Source organism: Streptomyces sp. NPDC004051, assembly GCF_053604275.1.
Genome location: NZ_JBSGHG010000018.1, coordinates 53,491 through 70,092 on the forward strand (window position 1 = coordinate 53,491; position 16,602 = coordinate 70,092).

Here is a 16,602-nt window from a genome sequence, read left to right on the forward strand (position 1 = left end):
GCACCGATCCACCCGAGGCACCGGACCCGGTCACCGACGCGTGACCGGGTGCCGGGACCCGGCCCCGCACGACCCTCCCCGCACCCCGCCTCACCCACCCCACCCGGCCGTGGAGCCCACTGATGTACGTTCACCACGGCGCGCGCCGCCCCAGCTCGGCGCGCGTCACCCTGCTCACCGAAGGCACCTATCCGCACAGTCACGGCGGTGTGAGCGTCTGGTGCGACCAACTCGTCCGCGGCATGCCCGACTTCGACTTCGATGTCCTCGCCGTCACCGGCACCGGCCGCGAACCCGTCGTGTGGGACCTGCCCGCACACGTCTCGAACGTCCTGACCGTCCCGATGTGGGGAGACCCGCCCGCGGGCCGCCCGCCCGGGCGGCGGCCGAGCGAAGTCCTGTCCGGTGCCTACGAGCAGTTCCTGACGGCGCTGCTCGACCCGTGCGCGGAGAGCGGATTCGCCCCGGCCCTGTACACCATGGCGCGGGCCGCCGCGGACGGGACACTCGGTCCGTTCCTGCGCGGCGACCGGGCGATCTCCGTGCTGAGCGCCGTGTGGAACCGCCGGGGCCTGGTCGTCCGTGAGGCCCGCCCCACACTGCACGACGCGGTCACCGCCACCGGACTGCTCGAGCACGCCCTGCGCCCGCTGGCCGCGCCCCTGCCGAGGGACGGGGTCGCCCACGCGGTCAGCGGGGGCATCGCCGTCCTGCCCGGACTGGCCGCCCTGGAGCGGCACGGCGTCCCCCTGCTCCTCACCGAGCACGGCGTCTACCTCCGCGAGCGCTACCTCGGCTACCGCACCGGCCCCTACCGCTGGCCGGTCAAGGCACTCCTCCTGGGCTTCTTCCGGCTGCTGGCCGAGGAGAGCTACCGCAGGGCCGCCCTGATCACACCGGGCAACCGCTACAACCGGCTGTGGGAGGAGGAGGGCGGGGCCGACCCGGCGTCGATCCGCACGGTCTACAACGGGGTGGACCCGGAGGCCTTCCCGCCGGCCGGACCCGAACCGGAGGCGCCGACCCTCAGCTGGGCCGGCCGCGTCGACCCGATCAAGGACCTGGAGACCCTCATCCGGGCCCTCGCCCTGGTCAGGGCGGAACGGCCCGACGTCAGGCTGCGGATGTTCGGCGGGACGCCCCGGGGCGGGGAGGCCTACCGGGAACGGTGCGAGGCACTCGCCGCCGAACTCGGACACGGGGACGCCGTCGTCTTCGAGGGCCGCGTCGACGACATCAGGGACGCGTACGCCGCCGGCAACGTCGTGATGCTCTCCAGCATCAGCGAGGGCTTCCCCTTCACACTGATCGAGGCCATGTCCTGCGGGCGGGCGACGGTCTCCACCGACGTCGGCGGAGTCCGCGAGGCCGTGGGGGACGCGGGCCTCGTCGTACCGCCGCGGGACCCGGCCGCGATGGCCGCCGCCGCGCTGGAACTGCTCGGCGATCCCGCACGGCGCGCGGCCATGGGGGAGGCCGCCCGGCTCCGGGTGATCGAGCAGTTCACCCTGCGCCGGACCGTCGACACCTTCCGCGCCATCTACCTGGAGCTGTCCGGCCCCCGGCGGCAGCCGGCCGACCGCGCCGCACCGCCCCCGGGCGAGCGCACACGGATCCCGTCGCCCACGGCGGCGAGGAGCGTGGCCGTATGAGCGGCCCCATGGCGCTGGAGCCGGGCGGAGCCGAACAGGACACCCTCGCCCTACGGCTGCCCCGGGCCCTCCCGGCCGACGACCCCACCCTCGTCGTGCGATTACCGCGGCCCGTCCCGGACCGGGAGGAGGTGGACCGGCTGGCCGCCGCCCTGGCCGACCGCATCGGCCCCGCCGTCCACCCCTACGAGGTGGCCGCGCTGCTGGAGGCGGAAGGACTGTCCGCGGACGTCGTCCGGCGGCGGTACGGCCATCCGAACCTGTTCTCCCTGGCCTCCGCCCTGTACGAGCGCATCCCCAGGACGTTCCCCGAGCTCGCCCCCGCCCCCGACCCCTGGCATCCCGACACCGTGCGCTGCCTGCTGCGCGGCGTGCTGTTCGCCCTGCCCGGCCTCGCCTACCTGCTCGCCGCACCGTTGGGGCAGGCGGCACGGTACGCACCCGCCCTGATCGCGGCCGGTGTCGTCTCCTGGGCCTGGAGCCAGGCCCTGGGGCACCGCGCCCACCTGCGTCTGGCGACGGGGCCCCACGAGGCGGGCCGCACCCTGCTGACCGGAGCCGCCCTCGGCGCGGCCCTGGCCACGGCGACCGCGGCCGCGGTCGCCGGCGGCGGGCCGGCCGTCCTGGCCGCCGCCGCACAGTCGCTGTACCTGGCCGCCGCCTCGGTACTGCTGGTCCTCGCCCGGGAACGGCTGCTGCTGGCGGCCCTGACACCGCTGATCGCCGGCGCCGTGCCACTGCCCTGGTGGGAACCCGGCCCCGTGCTGAGGCTCGGTCTGCCCCTGCTGGCGCTGGCGGCCACGATCGCCGCCGCCGGCCGGGTGCTCCGGGGCGTGCTCGGCACCCCGCCCGCCCCCGGCGCGCGCCGACCACCGCTGCGGGCCTCCCTGCCCTACGGCCTCTTCGGCCTCGCCGCGGCGTCCCTGGTCCTGCTGGAGGGCCGACAGCACCCGTACGCCGTGATCGTGCTGACCGTGAGCATGGGGCCGGCCGAGTGGCTGCTGTACCGCTACCGCGGCCGGTCGGTCGCGGCGCTGCGGGCGACCGCGACGCCCACCGCCTTCCTCCTGAGGTCGGCCGGCCTCCTCGCTCTCTGCCTGCTCGCCTACCTCCTGCCGCTGACGCCCGCGGCCCTCCTCACCGGAGCCGACCCCGCAGCCCTGCTGCTGCTCGCCGCGACACTGTGGACCGCCCTGCTGCTCCAGGCGTTCGGTGTCGCCTGGCCCGCCGCCCTGATCTGTCTGGCCGCCGCGGGCTGCGCCGTCCTGGTCACCCTGCTGCGCCTGCCACCGGGCCCGGCCGTCCTGCCGCTGTGCTGCGCCGCCGCGGCCCTGTGCCTGTCGGTGTGCGTGCTGTGGCTGCTCGGCCGGCCGGCGGTCCACGCCTGACCGTCCACGCGCACGACACCACCCGCGACCCGCACCGCATCGCACCGCACCGTCGCACCTCACCTGTTCGAACAACCGGAAGGACACCTGCGTTGACCTCCGCACCGCTCGCCGCCGTCACCGGGGCCGAAGGCTTCATCGGCTCCCACCTCACCGAAGCACTCGTCGCCGCCGGGTACCGCGTCCGGGCCATGGCCCAGTACAACTCCTTCTCCTCCTACGGTTGGCTGGAGACCCTGTCCCCGGACGTCCTGGACCAGGTGGAGATCGTCCTCGGCGACGTCCGGGACCCCGGATCGGTACGCGGTCTGCTCGAAGGGGCCGACAGCGCCTACCACCTGGCCGCGCTCATCGCGATCCCGTACTCGTACCGGGCGCCGCACAGCTATGTGGACACCAATGTCACCGGCACCCTCAACGTGCTGGAAGCGGTACGCCAGTTGGGCACGCCGAGGCTGGTGCACACCTCCACGAGCGAGACCTACGGCACCGCGCGGACCGTGCCGATCACCGAGGACCACCCCATCAACACCCAGTCCCCGTACGCCGCTTCGAAGGCGGGCGGGGACCGGCTGGCCGACAGCTACCACGCGAGCTTCGACATACCGGTGGTGACGCTGCGGCCGTTCAACACCTTCGGGCCGCGCCAGTCGATGCGCGCGGTGATCCCCACCGTCATCGGCCAGGTCGCGGCGGGGGAACGCACCATCACCCTCGGCGACCTGCGGCCCACGCGGGACTTCACCTACGTCAAGGACACGGCGCAGGCCTTCCTCGCCGTCGGCACCGCACCCGCCGAGCAGGTCGTGGGCCGCACCTTCAACGCCGGGACCGGCGGGGAGATCTCGGTCGGCGACCTCGTGGCGCTGATTGGCAAGGTCATGGACAGCGCCCTCGACGTACGGGAGGACACGGCACGGCTGCGGCCCGCCAACTCCGAGGTGATGCGGCTGGTCGCCGACACCACCCGGCTCGCCGACGCCACCGGCTGGAAGCCCGCCCACACGCTGGAGCAAGGGCTCGCCCGGACCGTGGAGTTCTTCCGCGACCCGGCCAACCTGGCCCGCTACAAGACCGGCATCTACAACATCTGACCCGTCTCTCCCGACCCGTCCCTCCCGACCTGCCCGGCCCGTCCGGCCCGCACCACCCGGCCGGTGTCCGGCACGTCCCCGGGCGACACGAAGCATCCGAAGGAGAAGTCCCATGCACGCAGTGATACTGGCCGGAGGCAAGGGCGTCCGGCTGCGGCCCTACACCACGGCCCTCCCCAAGCCGCTCGTCCCCATCGGCGACCAGCACGCCATCCTGGAGATCGTGCTGCGCCAGCTCGCCACGTCCGGCTTCACCCACTGCACCATCGCCATCGGCCACCTCGGCGAGATCATCCGCGCCTACGTCGGAGACGGCTCCCAGTGGGGCATGGACATCGACTACGCCACCGAGGAGAACCCGCTGGGCACCATGGGCCCCCTGCTCACGCTGCGCGAGCGGCTGCCCGAGAACTTCCTGGTGATGAACGGCGACGTCCTGACCGACCTCGACTACGCCGACGTCCTGAACCGGCACCGGGAATCCGGCGCCCGGCTGACCATCGCGACCTACGCCCGCAAGGTCCACATCGACTTCGGCGTGCTGACCACCCGGGCGAGCCGGGTGGTCGCCTTCACGGAGAAGCCCAGCATGGACTACCGCGTCTCCATGGGCGTCTACGGGCTGTCCCGCTCGACGCTCGAGGACTACACACCCGGCCTCCCGCTGGGGTTCGACGAACTCGTCCTGGACCTCCTCGCCGCCCAGCGCCCGCCGCACGCCTACGAGTTCGACGGCTACTGGCTGGACATCGGACGCCCGGACGACTACGACCGGGCCAACGCGGAGTTCACCACCCGCAAGTCCATGCTGCTCAAGGGGGCCTGAGCACCCATGCGCGTTCTCGTCCTGGGCCGCACCGGCTACCTGGGCCGCCATGTCGTCGCCCAGCTGCGCGGCCTGCCGGACACCCAGCTGCCCGAGGCCGGCCGCTCGACCGCGGGGGCCGGCGCGGCACTGCGCGTCGACCTGGCCACCGACTCCCCCGACCGGCTCGCCAAGACCCTGGCGGAGGCGGCGCCCGACGCCGTGATCAACTGCGCGGGCGCGACCGCCGGGGACGCGGTCACCCTGGCCGAGGTCAACACCCGCGGCCCCGCCGTCCTGTGCGCCGCGCTGCGGCAGGCCGCTCCCCGGGCACGCCTGGTGCACCTGGGGTCGGCCGCCGAGTACGGCCCGGGGGAACAGGGCACCAAGGTGCCGGAGACGGGGGCGACCCGCCCGCTCGGACCGTACGGCGCGACCAAACTCGCGGGCACGGCGGTGGTGACGGCCTCCGGCCTGGACGCGGTGGTGCTGCGGGTGGGCAATCCGGTGGGACCGGGCGCGCCGCCCACCGGGCTGCCCGGCAGGGTCGCCGCCCTGCTGCGCGAGACCGGCGCATCCAAGCCGGGGGGAGGGACAGGGGCGGTGCTGCGGCTCGGTGACCTGTCCGCGTACCGCGACTTCGTCGACGCACGCGACGTCGCGCGTGCGGCGGTGCTCGCCGCCCTGGCGGCCGGACCGCTCCCGCCCGTCCTCAACATCGGCGGCGGCGAGGCGGTCCGGGTGCGCGACCTGGTGCACCTGCTGGCCCGCCGGGCCGGTTTCGGGGGACGTATCGAGGAGGCCGCAGAGACCGCAGAGGCCGCGGAGGACACGGGGGCCGCGGGAGGCTCGGCCCGCTCGGCGGCGGTGTCCTGGCAGTGCTCCGACATCACGGCGGCGGGCGAGGCACTCGACTGGCGCCCCTCGTACACCCTCGAGGAGTCACTGGCCGCGCTGTGGGCGGACACCGGCACGGAAGGCGGCCGTACGCCGTGAGCCTGCTGATCCCCCTGTACGTCCACCCGGCCGAGGACCCGGGCGCCTGGCACCGGCTGATCACGGCGGCCGACCGCACCCACTCCGTCGTGCTCAACCCCGCGAACGGCCCCGGGACCGGCCCGGACCAGGCGTTCACGGCGGTCGCGGAGGCGCTGCGGGCGGCCGGGGCCCGGCTGCTCGGCTACGTCGACACCGACTACGGCGCGCGGGACCCGTCCGCGGTCACCGCCGACGCGCGCCGGCACCGGGAGTGGTACGGGGTCGACGGCTGCTTCCTGGACCGGGTGACCGCGGGGCCGGAGGGCCTGCCGGGCTGCCGCAGGCTGGTCCGGTCCCTGCGCGGGGCCGGTGCGCGGACCGTCGTGCTCAACCCCGGAGTGGACCCGGCGCCCGGCTACGTCCGCCTCGCCGACCTGACCGTCACCTTCGAGGGGCACTGGTCCACCTACGCCGCCGCGTTCAGCCGTCCCGCCCGGACGAAGCCGCACCCGCCGGAACGGATCTGCCACCTCGTCTACGGCGTGCCCGGGGCACTCGTACCCTTGGCCGTACGCACCGCGCAGGACCGCGGCGCCGGGACCTGCTGCCCGGTGACGGGTGAACTTCCCAACCCCTGGGCCGAGTTGACCCCTGCCCTGACCACGACCGAGACCGAGATCGAGACCGAGGGGCGAGCATGACCAGGAAGCCTCCGCTTCGCACGCCCGCGCCGAGGGTACCGACCGTGCTGGTCGCGCTGGTCGCGCTGCTCGTGCCGGCCGTCACGGCCCTGACCGGGTGCTCCGCCCCGCCCCGCACCTCGCCGAAGGCCCCGACCGGAACCGCGTCCGCCCCCGACGGGGAACTCTGGCGCCCGCGCCCCGGGCTCGCCTGGCAGTGGCAGCTCGACGGCAGGGCCGACCCGTCGGTCGAGGTGCCGGTCTACGACATCGACGGCTTCGAGAACACCGCCGCGGACGTGGCCCGCCTCCACCGGGACGGCCGCAAGGTGATCTGCTACATCAACGTCGGCGCCTGGGAGGACTTCCGGCCCGACCGGGACGAATTCCCGCGCTCCGTCCTCGGCAGGAACAACGGCTGGGAGGGCGAGCGCTGGCTGGACATCCGCCGGATCCCCGTACTGAAGCCGATCATGGAGCGACGGTTCGACATGTGCCGGGACAAGGGCTTCGACGCGGTGGAGCCGGACCTGATGGAGGGCTACGGCAACGACACCGGATTCCCGCTCACCGCGGCCGACCAGCTCCGCTACAACCGCATGATCGCGGAGATCGCGCACGAACGCGGACTGTCGGTGGGCCTCAAGAACGACCTGCCGCAGATCCCGCACCTCGTGGACGACTTCGACTTCGCCGTCAACGAGGAGTGCGCGCAGTACGGCGAGTGCGCCGAGCTCACTCCGTTCATCGAGGCGGGCAAGGCGGTCTTCCACGTGGAGTACACGGAGCCGACCGGTGAGTTCTGCGCCGAGTCCCGCGAGCTGAAGCTGTCGTCCATGCGCAAGAAGCTGGAACTGGGGGTCTGGCGGGACCCGTGCTGACCCGCGGACACCGCTGCGCCGCGCACGCCGAACGCGGTGCAGCGGTGTCCGGTTCTCACCGGTCCGCGGTAAATGCCTGGACCGGGCGCCTCCCCTGACGGGAAACTTCCGACTTCCGAACCTCCGGGAGTGTGATGGGGACAACAGATACGCGAGGGCCGGCGCCGGGCAGGAGCGCGGTCGTCCTGGCACTGCGCCGCTACGGCCGGGAACTGCTGCGACTACGACTACTGGCCCTGCCCGCGCTGCTGCTGCCGGCCGTGGGTAACATCGGCATCCGTTACGTCGCCCCCCTGCTGATCGCCAAACTGGCGGGTCAGGCCGCCGGTGACAGCGGTCTCACCCTCGCCTCGGCGCTGCCGTACGTGCTGGGCTTCGGCGCGACGCTGCTGCTCGCCGAGGCCGTGTGGCGGGTCGGGCAGCACTGCCTGAACCGCGTGGACGCCCTCGGCATGGAGCACCTGTACGTGAGCGGCATGGACGAACTCCTCGCCAAGGACGCCGCGTTCTTCCACGACAACTTCGCCGGCTCCCTGACCAAACGGGTGCTCAGCTTCGGCAAGCGCTTCGAGGACTTCGTCGACACGCTGACGTACCGGATCGTGGGCAGTCTCGTCCCCCTGGTGTTCGGCGCCGTGGTGCTGTGGAGCTACGAACCGATGCTCGTCGTCGGCCTCCTGGTGATGATCGCGCTGACCGTGGTGGCCGCGACACCGCTGATCCGCCGTCGGCAGAGGCTCGTCAACGACCGCGAGGCCGCGATCGCCCGGGTCTCCGGCCACGTCGCCGACAGCCTCATGAACATGGAGACCATCCGGGCGTTCGCCGCCGAGCGGCGGGAGGCCGACGAACACCGCAGCCGTGTCGCGGACTCCCGGCGCCTGACGCTGAAATCGTGGGACTACGGCAACCTGCGCGTCGACACCCTGATCGCCCCCCTGTCCGTACTGACCAACGTGCTGGGCCTGTTGGTCGCCCTCGCCTTCGGCGGTCCGGGCCAGGGAGTGGAGGAGATCGTCGTCGCCTTCACCTACTACTCCAACGCGACCCAGATCATGTTCGAGTTCAACCAGATCTACCGGCGGCTGGAGAGCTCGATGACCGAGGCCGCGCAGTTCACGGAGCTGCTGCTGGACCCGCCCACCGTGCTCGACCCGGCCGCACCCGAACCGCTCGCACCGCGGGACACCGGCGTCCGCTTCGAGGCGGTGACCTTCGCCCACACGGGTGCGAAGCCGATCTTCGAGGGCCTCGACCTGGACGTGCCCGCAGGCGCGCGGATCGGTCTGGTCGGCAGGTCCGGCGGCGGCAAGACCACGCTCACCCGGCTGCTGCTGCGGATGTCGGACATCGACGACGGCCGCATCCTGATCGGTGGTCAGGACATCAGCCGGCTGCGCCAGACCGACCTGCGCTCACTGATCGCCTACGTTCCGCAGGAACCCGCGATGTTCCACCGCAGCCTGCGGGACAACATCGCCTTCGCCCGGCCCGGCGCCACCGACGCGGAGGTCCGCGCGGCGGCCGAGGCCGCGCACGTCACGGAGTTCGCCGAACAGCTCCCCGACGGCTTCGCCACCCTGGTGGGGGAGCGGGGAGTCAAGCTCTCGGGCGGCCAGCGCCAGCGCGTCGCCCTCGCCAGGGCCATCCTGCGCGACGCCCCGATCCTGCTGCTCGACGAGGCGACCAGCGCGCTGGACTCGGAGAGCGAACTCCTCGTCCAGGACGCCCTGTGGCGGCTGATGGACGGACGTACGGCCCTCGTGGTCGCCCACCGTCTGAGCACCGTCGCCGGAATGGACCGTCTCGTCGTCCTCGACCGCGGAAGCGTCGTCGAACAGGGCGCCCACGAGGAGCTGCTCGCGGCGAACGGCGCCTACGCCAAGCTGTGGCAGCACCAGTCGGGCGGCTTCCTCGGCGAGAGCACCGAGCCGTCCCCCGGGTGCCCGGACCCCGAAGCCGGCCCCGGCGGACTGCCCGACCCGGCCGACCCGGCGCCGGAGGACGACCACAGAGAGTCGCCACACGCCGGTGCGAGCTCCTCGCTCATGTGACCGAGTCGATTACCGGCCATTCCCGGCCGCACGCGACGGCACGCCCCTCCGCCCCCGTGTGCGGCGGGCGGAGGAGCGCCGTAGGAAGAACGACCAGTGCTCCCGGACATCGCCGGAGACCGCGGTCGCCGGCCCTGCCACGCGGTGCCGCACAGGAGCTTGCCCGTTCCGTCGGGGAGCCCACGTCGCGCCTCTGAGCTGGAATCGGATATCCGGGCCACGGCCTGTTCGGCGTCGGAGGCTGTTCCGAGACACGAGGAGACGACGAGGCGCTGACCTCCTGTGTTCGCAAGCCGGGTGTGGAGACAGTGGACGGGATGTGGAGGGCCCGAGGCCGGATCGGGCCGCTGGGCGGGTCCTGGGAGACTGACCGGCATGGACATCGCTCGCAGGAACAATGTCACCGTCACCGGCACTCCGCAGGGGCGGACGGTGGTGCTGGCTCACGGGTTCGGCTGCGATCAGAACATGTGGCGGCTGACCCTGCCCGCCCTGGTCGAGGAGTACCGGGTGGTGCTGTTCGACTACGTGGGTTCCGGCCGCTCGGATGCGGCCGCGTTCTCGGAGGACCGATACGGCTCTCTGAGCGGTTACGCCCAGGACGTGGTCGAGGTGTGCGAGGCGCTCGATCTGCGCGACGCGGTGTTCGTGGGGCATTCCGTCAGCGCGATGATCGGTGTGCTGGCGGCCGGCACGGCCCCGGGGCGGATCGGGGCGCACGTGATGGTCGCTCCGTCTCCGCGGTACATCGACGACGAGGGCTACCGTGGCGGTTTCAGCGCCGACGACATCGACGAGCTCCTGGCGTCACTGGATTCGAACTACCTGGGCTGGTCGGCGGCGATGGCCCCGGTGATCATGGGCAACGCGGACCGGCCGGAACTGGGCGAGGAGCTGAAGAACAGCTTCTGCGCCACCGACCCGGACATGGCGCGGGTCTTCGCCCGGACCACGTTCCTGTCGGACTCGCGGGACGACCTGAAGAGCGTGGAGGTGCCGACTCTGGTGCTGGAGTGCACCCAGGACGTGATCGCTCCCCGGGAGGTGGGTGCCTTCGTCCACCGGGCGATCCCCGGCTCGACACTGGTCACGCTGGACGCGACCGGGCACTGCCCGCACCTGTCCGCGCCCGAGGCCACCAACCAGGCGATCACAGAGTTCCTGGCGGCCCTGCGGTGATGTGTCGTACCGGGCAGCAGCCCGATCCGCACGAGGCCGACGACGAGGAGACCTCCGGCGCGGCGTTCGCCGCGCTGCTGGAGGACAGCGCCGAGGAACTGTACGAGAGCGCACCGTGCGGCTACCTGTCCACGCTGATGGACGGCACCATCGCGAAGATCAACACCACGCTGCTGACCTGGCTCGGCCTGGAGCGGGGGGCGGTGGTGGGCCGGATGCGGTTCACCGACCTGCTGACCGTGGGCGGCAAGATGTACCACGAGACGCACTTCGCGCCGCTGCTGCGGATGCAGGGCGAGGTCAGCGGCATCGCCATGGAGATCAAGCAGGTCGGCGGCGGCCGGATGCCCGTGCTGGTCTCCTCCGCGGTCAAACACGGCAGTACCGGCGAGCCCCTGCTGATCCGCACCACCGTCTTCGACGCCCGGGACCGCCGCGCCTACGAGGAAGAGCTCCTGCGCGGCCGGAAGGCGGCCGAAGAAGCACGCAAACAGGCGGAGGCGGACCGGGCCCGGCTTCAGGACGCCCTCGCCGTCCTCCAGCAGTCACTGCTGCCCGACACCCTCCCGGAGATACCCGGGGTGGAGACGGCCGCCTACTACCACACCGCCCATCCCGACCGGCTCGGCGGCGACTTCTACGACGTCTTCCCCATCGACGGCAAACGCTTCGGCTTCTTCCTCGGGGACGTGTGCGGCAAGGGCCCCCAGGCCGCCGCGCTCACCTCGCTGACCCGCTACACACTGCGCGCCGCCGCCCTGCACGACCCGGACCCCGTCTCGGCCCTGACCACCCTCAACAAGGTGCTCCACGAGCGGTACGCGGGCAGCGGCGACCCGCGCTACTGCACCGCCGTCTACGGCACCCTCGAGCCCGACCCCGATACCGGGCAGGTCGCCGTCCACCTGGCCTCGGGCGGCCACCCGCCGGTCATCACCGTGCGTGCCGACGGCGCCGCCGACTTCCTGCCCACTCCCGGTGGCCTCCTCGTCGGCATCCTGCCCTCCGCGTGCTTCACCGCCGCCACGACCGTGCTCGCCCCCGGCGACATGCTCCTGCTCTACACCGACGGCATCACCGAGGCCCGTACCGGCGAGGACCGCACCGGCCTGTACGGGGACGAGGCCCTGCTCGCCTTCGCCGCCGACCACGCCGGCCGGCCCCCGCCCGTTGCGATCCAGGCCCTGACCGACCTGCTGCGCAGCTTCGGTGACGGCCTCGATGACGACACCGCACTGCTCGCCCTCGGTGTCCCGGCCCTCGCCCCCCGGACGAGAAGCAGCCGATGAGCCCACTGAAGATCACCGTCCGAGACGCTGCCACTGGTCCCGTTCTGGAGATCTTCGGCGCGCTCGACCACGACAACGCCACGGAACTGCTGGAACTGATCCCCGCCATCACCCTCCGACCGGGCCGGCGCCTCATCCTGGACCTGGGAGGCATGGAATTCTGCGACTCCAGCGGCCTCAGCGCCGCCCACCACCACGCCCACACCGCCCGAGCGGACTTCGCACTCGCATCCGTACCCACGCACACCCTGCGCACCCTGCGCATCGTCGGCCTCGACCAGATCTTTCCCATCTGCCCCGACGGCGACTGCGTCCTCCCCCCTGAGAGCGCAGTGCGCTCACCGCACGGTCACGCGACAACACGACCGTGATCGCGCGCTCACCTCTGTGTGCCGCGCATGTCACGGACCACTTCACCACTCGTCCGTGCCGAGGATTCCACCCGTACCGCTTCATGCCGGCAGGGTGCTCCACGGGCCTGCGGAAGCCGGAAACAGAGCCGCGTACCGGGAAACCCCGGAGGGCCTTCCCGTGACATCACGGGAAGGCCCTCCGAGGAAAGGGATGCCGTCAGTGCTTGAAGGCGTCCTTGGCCTTCTCCTTTGCCTCACGGGCATCCCCCTTGCTCTTTTCGGCCTGTCCTTCGGCGGCCATGCGGTCATTTCCGAGGGCGCTTCCCGCGGCCTCCTTCGTCTTGCCCTTGGCCTGCTCGGTCTTCGCCTTGGCCTTCTCGCCGGCAGTCATGGAATAAGCCTCCTCGTCACTTCGGTGCCGCTTTTGCCGTAGCCCCCTCGTGCCCCGGCTCTCCCTCCACAAACACGTCACATCCGCGGAATGAAGGAACAGCCGCTGGGCATACGGCGGCCCAGGAGGTCGACAACCATGATTCCCTTGCTGCTCGTTCTGCTTCTCGCACTCGTCCTTTTCGGTGCCGGTTTCGCCGTCGAGGTCCTCTGGTGGGTGGCCCTGGCCGTCCTGGTGCTGTGGCTGCTCGGCTTCGTCATGCGCTCCACGAGCGCCGGAGGTGGCCGTAGCCGCTGGTATCGATGGTGACCTGATCTCGCAACCTCGTGGGGCCCGTGTGCAGCAACGGCACACGGGCCCCACGAGCCTGCGCCCCGGTGAGCGGGACGGCCGACCGGAGAAGCATCCACCACGCGAGAACTCGATCACCCTGCCGATCCGGGGAACAACCCCGAAACCCCGTGGAACCGGGCCCGGACCGCCAGGGCGAGCCGGCCCCGGGACCGCCGGGCGGAGGTGCCCACGGAACCGCCCACACCGTTGGAGGCGGAGAACGTCGCCCGGCGGAAGAAGGCCCGTGAGTCGACCGGCCGGAGCCGTCGGGGCCGAGCAGCCCGGTCACGGAGCCGGGACGGAGCGGGGAGCGGCACTCGGTGAACGATTGAGCGCCGCCCCCGCATTCCGGCCGTCGTCAGTCCAGGGCGGCGACCACCTGCGCCGACGAGTTGCGGATCTTGCAGTAGTAATCCGTCATGTCGGCGCCGCTGCCCCGGTAGCACCAGGGCAGCGCGTTCACATGACCGTCCACGAGCCGGAACTGCTCGATCGCCATCTCGTCCCGGTCCTGGAGCGAGAGGTAGTACGCCAGCAGGTGGCGCAGTTCCGGCAGCCGCGGATGGGTCGGGTCGGCCGCGGCGGCGTCCGCCAGGCCCGCGTCCACCCGCGCCACCACCTCGGGCGTGCGGTCGACCTCGGCGTCGTCCGACTCATCGTGCTCGAAGTGGGCGATCAGCGGGAGCACGGTCAGCAGGCTGCCCAGCGGTGCCTTCGCCGCGGCCTGTTCGGCGAACTCCATTGCCAGCCGCTCGGATCCGCGCCACTTCTTGCACCAGTACTGGAGCGCCTGCCAGTGCCCCTCGTAGTGGTGCGGGGCGCGCGCGGTGATCTCCGTCCACAGCTTGTCCATCTCGGAGTGCGGGTAGCCCAGGCCGAGCGCCACCGAGATCTCCGTGACGTACGGCGTGGGGTCGTCGGGGTTGAGCGCCGCAGCCCGGGCTATCTCGTCGCGGGAGCGGTGCAGCATCCGGTGGAAGCCGGCGAACTGCTCCTCCGTCGTGTGGCTGGCCCGCTTGGCGCCGCGGATCTGCCCGGCGAGGGTGATCGTGCTGCTGGCCCGGACCACGGCGGCGTCCGGGTCATCAGGGTGGGCGGCCTCCCAGGCGAGCAGCCAGGTGTCGTCCTCCACCGCCAGCTTGCCCAGCACCCCGACGGCCTTCGACCGCCGGTCCCAGTCCCGCCCGATGCCCCGCAGCAGCTCGGCCGCCGCGTGCCAGTCACCGCCGCCCACGCGGCTCAGCGCCGCTTCCCAGCCCGCGGGCAGCGGGCCGGCGTACTCGGTGTTCTGTCGGCCGGCGGGCAGCAGACCGAGCTTCTCGGCCGCCTCGGCGGCGGCGTCCTCGGCATGACTCGGGGAGAAGAACTCCTTGAGGAACACCCAGGCCAGCCACCCGAAGAAGATCAGGGTGGGTACGGCCAGGATGGCCAGGATCCACAGGACTACGGTCATCGTGGACTGTCCGTTTCTCGGTTCGCGGGATCGGTCGGAGTGGAGGGCAGCAAGGCGCGCAGCGGGCCGGTGTCCGGGTGGTCGGCGACGGCGGCTCCCACGGCGGGGCCGATCAGGTCGCTCGGAGCCGCGTCGGACGGCGGTGCCGGTTCTCCCGGCGTGGGCAGCAGCCGCGCGGTCGGCCCCCGATCCCAGGAGAACTCCCAGTGCAGCCGGCTGTGTGCACTGAACTCGGCCAGCACCATGCGGTGCAACGACTCGGCCAGGGCCGGTCGCACGAACTCCCGGAAGGCGCGCCCCTTCGCGGCCACCGCCTCGTCGGACAGCGGCAGCCGCCGCGCCAGCTGCCACAACCGGCCGTCGTCGATCAGGTCGAGCAGCGCGGGCAGGGTCGGGCGCGCCTTGGTGTACCGGGCCAGGGCCCGGTGCAGGGGGGTGTCGAGGCCCGCGAGCCGGTTGGACATCGAGCCGTTGAGCAGCTCCGGCCAGTCGGCCGTACGCCGGAACCGCCGCACCTCCTCCGTCAGGACCGCGTCCTCCAGGGCCGCCAGGGTCCGTTCGGGGTCGGACAGCAGTCCGAGGGCGGCGCCCCTGCCCTCGTCGGTGCGGTGGTCGGCGGGCAGCGCCTCGATACGGCGGACGCGGTCGGCAATCGGTGGGTGGGAGTCGTACGGCGAGGAGGGCTCGGTCGACAGCTCGGTGCGCAGCCCGGCCAGTTCCAGCTGGCGGGCGCTCAGCATCCGGCCGAAACCGCCGAACACCTCACCGCGCGGCGGCAGCAGCTCGGCGTCCTCGCCCAGGACGACGTAGTGGTGCGTGTAGAAGGCGAACGCGGCGTCCAGCACCGGGATCTCGCGCAGAGCCGAGGCGGTGGCGTCCCTGCCGGCGATCCGGGCGGCCGCGGCGTCGGCGGCGTACTCCTGGCCGCGGGCGCCGGCCAGCGTGGCGCGGAGGTACAGCTTGGCGTACCCGGTGTAGATCCGGGCCATCGTGCGGTAGGTGACGCCTGGGTGCCGGGTCTCGACCTCGCTCGTCTTCTTGCCCTTGGCCGCGGCCTTGGCGTTCTTCTTCTCCTGCCGGGCCTGTTCGCGTGCCGCGGTCTTCCCGGCGAGCCTCTCGAAGTGCCCGATGGTGCGCAGGATCTGGGCGCGGCCGCGCACGGTGAGGGCGGCGAGGCGGGTGTCGGCGTTGGAATAGTGGCCCAGTTCGTGCGCGAGGACCGATCTGAGCTGGGCCTCCGTCAGCCCCTGGAGGAGAGGCACGCCGAGGTGGAGGCGGCGCGGGCCGGGCAGCAGGCCGAGCAGGCGGACGTCCTCGGCGACGGCCGCGTTGACGTCCGGCGTCAGCAGGACGCGGGATGGCGCGCGGGTGCCGATCCGGTCGGCCAGCTCCCGTACGACGCGCCACAGCACGGGCTCGTCGGCCTCCGTGACGGGCAGGCCGGGGGCCTCCTCGGCCTTCGGGGTACGCAGCATGAACAGACCGCGGACCAGCGGAATCGCCAGCAGCACGGAGATGAGGTACAGCTTCGCCGCGAGGCCCGGCGGGACGTACAGATACAGCAGGTAGTCGATGCCGGCAAGCACCGCCAGCAGCAGGAAGCCGAGCAGATAGAAGCCGGCGAGCAGCAGGAGAGCGCGCAGCGCGCGCAAGGTCGCGCCCATTGGGCAGGGGCCCCCACGGGATGTCCGGTTGACGAAAACGGGTGCGGCAACACGGGTGCCGCAACTGATCGCGGCCGGTGTGAGGCGGGCTCACGGACGGTCGTGATCAGCGGTGGTGGGGGGAAAGCGGAGTATCGCCTACCGGGGGGTTGACGCGCAAGGCGCGTCCATGACAGGCCGGTCGGTGCCGACCTGCCCGGGACGGACGAAGCGGTGGCCCGGGCAGAGCGACGTCGGCCTTGTCCTTGACGAAGGACAGGATGGCCAGGTCTTTGACCTCGCGCGGGTCGAGGTCGGGTCCGGGCGGGGTTCTGGAGCAGTTCGTAGCCCGACCGCGTGACGTGCCCGGCCGAAGTGCGGCTGCGTTGCGCGCCGGTACGTTCCCCCCGCGACGCAGGGTGCTTTCGT

The 16,602-nt window shown here is 72.3% G+C and carries 15 protein-coding genes; 12 read left to right on the forward strand and 3 right to left on the reverse strand.

The window, feature by feature from the left end; translation table 11 throughout:
• The first annotated feature begins 122 nt into the window (after nt 1-122).
• The 11 genes from pelF (at nt 123) to ACWEQO_RS19900 (ending at nt 12,371) form a co-directional block, all read left to right on the forward strand.
• The gene (gene pelF / locus ACWEQO_RS19850; RefSeq protein WP_452984640.1) at nt 123-1,652 is read left to right on the forward strand and encodes a GT4 family glycosyltransferase PelF; all 1,530 of its coding nucleotides are present in this window, start codon (nt 123-125) and stop codon (nt 1,650-1,652) included.
• Nucleotides 1,649-3,040 (forward strand): hypothetical protein, encoded by a 1,392-nt coding sequence (locus ACWEQO_RS19855; RefSeq protein ID WP_452984641.1) that lies wholly within the window; start codon nt 1,649-1,651, stop codon nt 3,038-3,040. Before pelF ends, ACWEQO_RS19855 begins: the two co-directional genes overlap by 4 nt.
• Before the next feature lie 92 nt (nt 3,041-3,132).
• Nucleotides 3,133-4,134 (forward strand): GDP-mannose 4,6-dehydratase, encoded by a 1,002-nt coding sequence (locus tag ACWEQO_RS19860; RefSeq protein WP_452984642.1) that lies wholly within the window; start codon nt 3,133-3,135, stop codon nt 4,132-4,134.
• A gap of 112 nt (nt 4,135-4,246) precedes the next feature.
• The gene (locus ACWEQO_RS19865; RefSeq protein WP_452984643.1) at nt 4,247-4,960 is read left to right on the forward strand and encodes a sugar phosphate nucleotidyltransferase; all 714 of its coding nucleotides are present in this window, start codon (nt 4,247-4,249) and stop codon (nt 4,958-4,960) included.
• A 6-nt stretch (nt 4,961-4,966) separates the two neighbouring features.
• On the forward strand, nt 4,967-5,935 hold the full coding sequence (locus tag ACWEQO_RS19870) for an NAD-dependent epimerase/dehydratase family protein (RefSeq protein WP_452984644.1): 969 nt from the start codon (nt 4,967-4,969) through the stop codon (nt 5,933-5,935).
• Complete coding sequence (locus tag ACWEQO_RS19875; protein ID WP_361455745.1) at nt 5,932-6,618, forward strand: spherulation-specific family 4 protein; 687 nt, start codon at nt 5,932-5,934, stop codon at nt 6,616-6,618. Before ACWEQO_RS19870 ends, ACWEQO_RS19875 begins: the two co-directional genes overlap by 4 nt.
• Entirely contained in the window at nt 6,615-7,478 is an 864-nt protein-coding gene (locus ACWEQO_RS19880) for an endo alpha-1,4 polygalactosaminidase (protein WP_452984645.1), read from the forward strand. The genes ACWEQO_RS19875 and ACWEQO_RS19880 overlap by 4 nt, the downstream gene beginning before the upstream one ends.
• 134 nt (nt 7,479-7,612) lie before the next feature.
• Nucleotides 7,613-9,532, forward strand: coding sequence for an ABC transporter ATP-binding protein (locus ACWEQO_RS19885; protein ID WP_361455751.1), 1,920 nt, complete (start codon nt 7,613-7,615; stop codon nt 9,530-9,532).
• A 375-nt stretch (nt 9,533-9,907) separates the two neighbouring features.
• A complete protein-coding gene (locus tag ACWEQO_RS19890) occupies nt 9,908-10,711 on the forward strand; it encodes an alpha/beta fold hydrolase (protein ID WP_452984646.1) in 804 nt (267 codons plus the stop codon).
• Nucleotides 10,711-12,000 carry a PP2C family protein-serine/threonine phosphatase gene (locus tag ACWEQO_RS19895; RefSeq protein ID WP_452984647.1) on the forward strand — a complete coding sequence of 430 codons (1,290 nt, stop codon included), beginning with the start codon at nt 10,711-10,713 and terminating at the stop codon, nt 11,998-12,000. The genes ACWEQO_RS19890 and ACWEQO_RS19895 overlap by 1 nt, the downstream gene beginning before the upstream one ends.
• Entirely contained in the window at nt 11,997-12,371 is a 375-nt protein-coding gene (locus tag ACWEQO_RS19900) for an STAS domain-containing protein (RefSeq protein ID WP_452984648.1), read from the forward strand. Before ACWEQO_RS19895 ends, ACWEQO_RS19900 begins: the two co-directional genes overlap by 4 nt.
• Nucleotides 12,372-12,570: 199 nt before the next feature.
• Here the strand turns inward: ACWEQO_RS19900 and ACWEQO_RS19905 are convergent, their stop codons facing one another.
• Complete coding sequence (locus tag ACWEQO_RS19905) at nt 12,571-12,744, reverse strand: CsbD family protein (protein ID WP_361455763.1); 174 nt, start codon at nt 12,742-12,744, stop codon at nt 12,571-12,573.
• A 138-nt stretch (nt 12,745-12,882) separates the two neighbouring features.
• Between ACWEQO_RS19905 and ACWEQO_RS19910 the strand changes: the two genes are divergently transcribed.
• Entirely contained in the window at nt 12,883-13,053 is a 171-nt protein-coding gene (locus ACWEQO_RS19910) for a hydrophobic protein (RefSeq protein ID WP_361455766.1), read from the forward strand.
• A gap of 382 nt (nt 13,054-13,435) precedes the next feature.
• Here the strand turns inward: ACWEQO_RS19910 and ACWEQO_RS19915 are convergent, their stop codons facing one another.
• Both ACWEQO_RS19915 and ACWEQO_RS19920 read right to left on the reverse strand, forming a co-directional pair.
• Nucleotides 13,436-14,530, reverse strand: coding sequence for a hypothetical protein (locus ACWEQO_RS19915; protein WP_452984649.1), 1,095 nt, complete (start codon nt 14,528-14,530; stop codon nt 13,436-13,438).
• A complete protein-coding gene (locus ACWEQO_RS19920; RefSeq protein ID WP_452984650.1) occupies nt 14,527-16,194 on the reverse strand; it encodes a M48 family metallopeptidase in 1,668 nt (555 codons plus the stop codon). Before ACWEQO_RS19920 ends, ACWEQO_RS19915 begins: the two co-directional genes overlap by 4 nt.
• Nucleotides 16,195-16,602 lie beyond the last annotated feature (408 nt).

What these genes read in the sequence shown, in the direction of transcription:
- pelF (WP_452984640.1), top strand. Translation starts at nt 123, where the DNA reads ATGTACGTTCACCACGGCGCGCGCCGCCCCAGCTCGGCGCGCGTCACC.
- ACWEQO_RS19855 (WP_452984641.1), top strand. Translation starts at nt 1,649, where the DNA reads ATGAGCGGCCCCATGGCGCTGGAGCCGGGCGGAGCCGAACAGGACACC.
- ACWEQO_RS19865 (WP_452984643.1), top strand. Translation starts at nt 4,247, where the DNA reads ATGCACGCAGTGATACTGGCCGGAGGCAAGGGCGTCCGGCTGCGGCCC.
- ACWEQO_RS19870 (WP_452984644.1), top strand. Translation starts at nt 4,967, where the DNA reads ATGCGCGTTCTCGTCCTGGGCCGCACCGGCTACCTGGGCCGCCATGTC.
- ACWEQO_RS19880 (WP_452984645.1), top strand. Translation starts at nt 6,615, where the DNA reads ATGACCAGGAAGCCTCCGCTTCGCACGCCCGCGCCGAGGGTACCGACC.
- ACWEQO_RS19885 (WP_361455751.1), top strand. Translation starts at nt 7,613, where the DNA reads ATGGGGACAACAGATACGCGAGGGCCGGCGCCGGGCAGGAGCGCGGTC.
- ACWEQO_RS19890 (WP_452984646.1), top strand. Translation starts at nt 9,908, where the DNA reads ATGGACATCGCTCGCAGGAACAATGTCACCGTCACCGGCACTCCGCAG.
- ACWEQO_RS19895 (WP_452984647.1), top strand. Translation starts at nt 10,711, where the DNA reads ATGTGTCGTACCGGGCAGCAGCCCGATCCGCACGAGGCCGACGACGAG.
- ACWEQO_RS19900 (WP_452984648.1), top strand. Translation starts at nt 11,997, where the DNA reads ATGAGCCCACTGAAGATCACCGTCCGAGACGCTGCCACTGGTCCCGTT.
- ACWEQO_RS19905 (WP_361455763.1), bottom strand. Translation starts at nt 12,744, where the DNA reads ATGACTGCCGGCGAGAAGGCCAAGGCGAAGACCGAGCAGGCCAAGGGC.
- ACWEQO_RS19910 (WP_361455766.1), top strand. Translation starts at nt 12,883, where the DNA reads ATGATTCCCTTGCTGCTCGTTCTGCTTCTCGCACTCGTCCTTTTCGGT.
- ACWEQO_RS19915 (WP_452984649.1), bottom strand. Translation starts at nt 14,530, where the DNA reads ATGACCGTAGTCCTGTGGATCCTGGCCATCCTGGCCGTACCCACCCTG.
- ACWEQO_RS19920 (WP_452984650.1), bottom strand. Translation starts at nt 16,194, where the DNA reads ATGGGCGCGACCTTGCGCGCGCTGCGCGCTCTCCTGCTGCTCGCCGGC.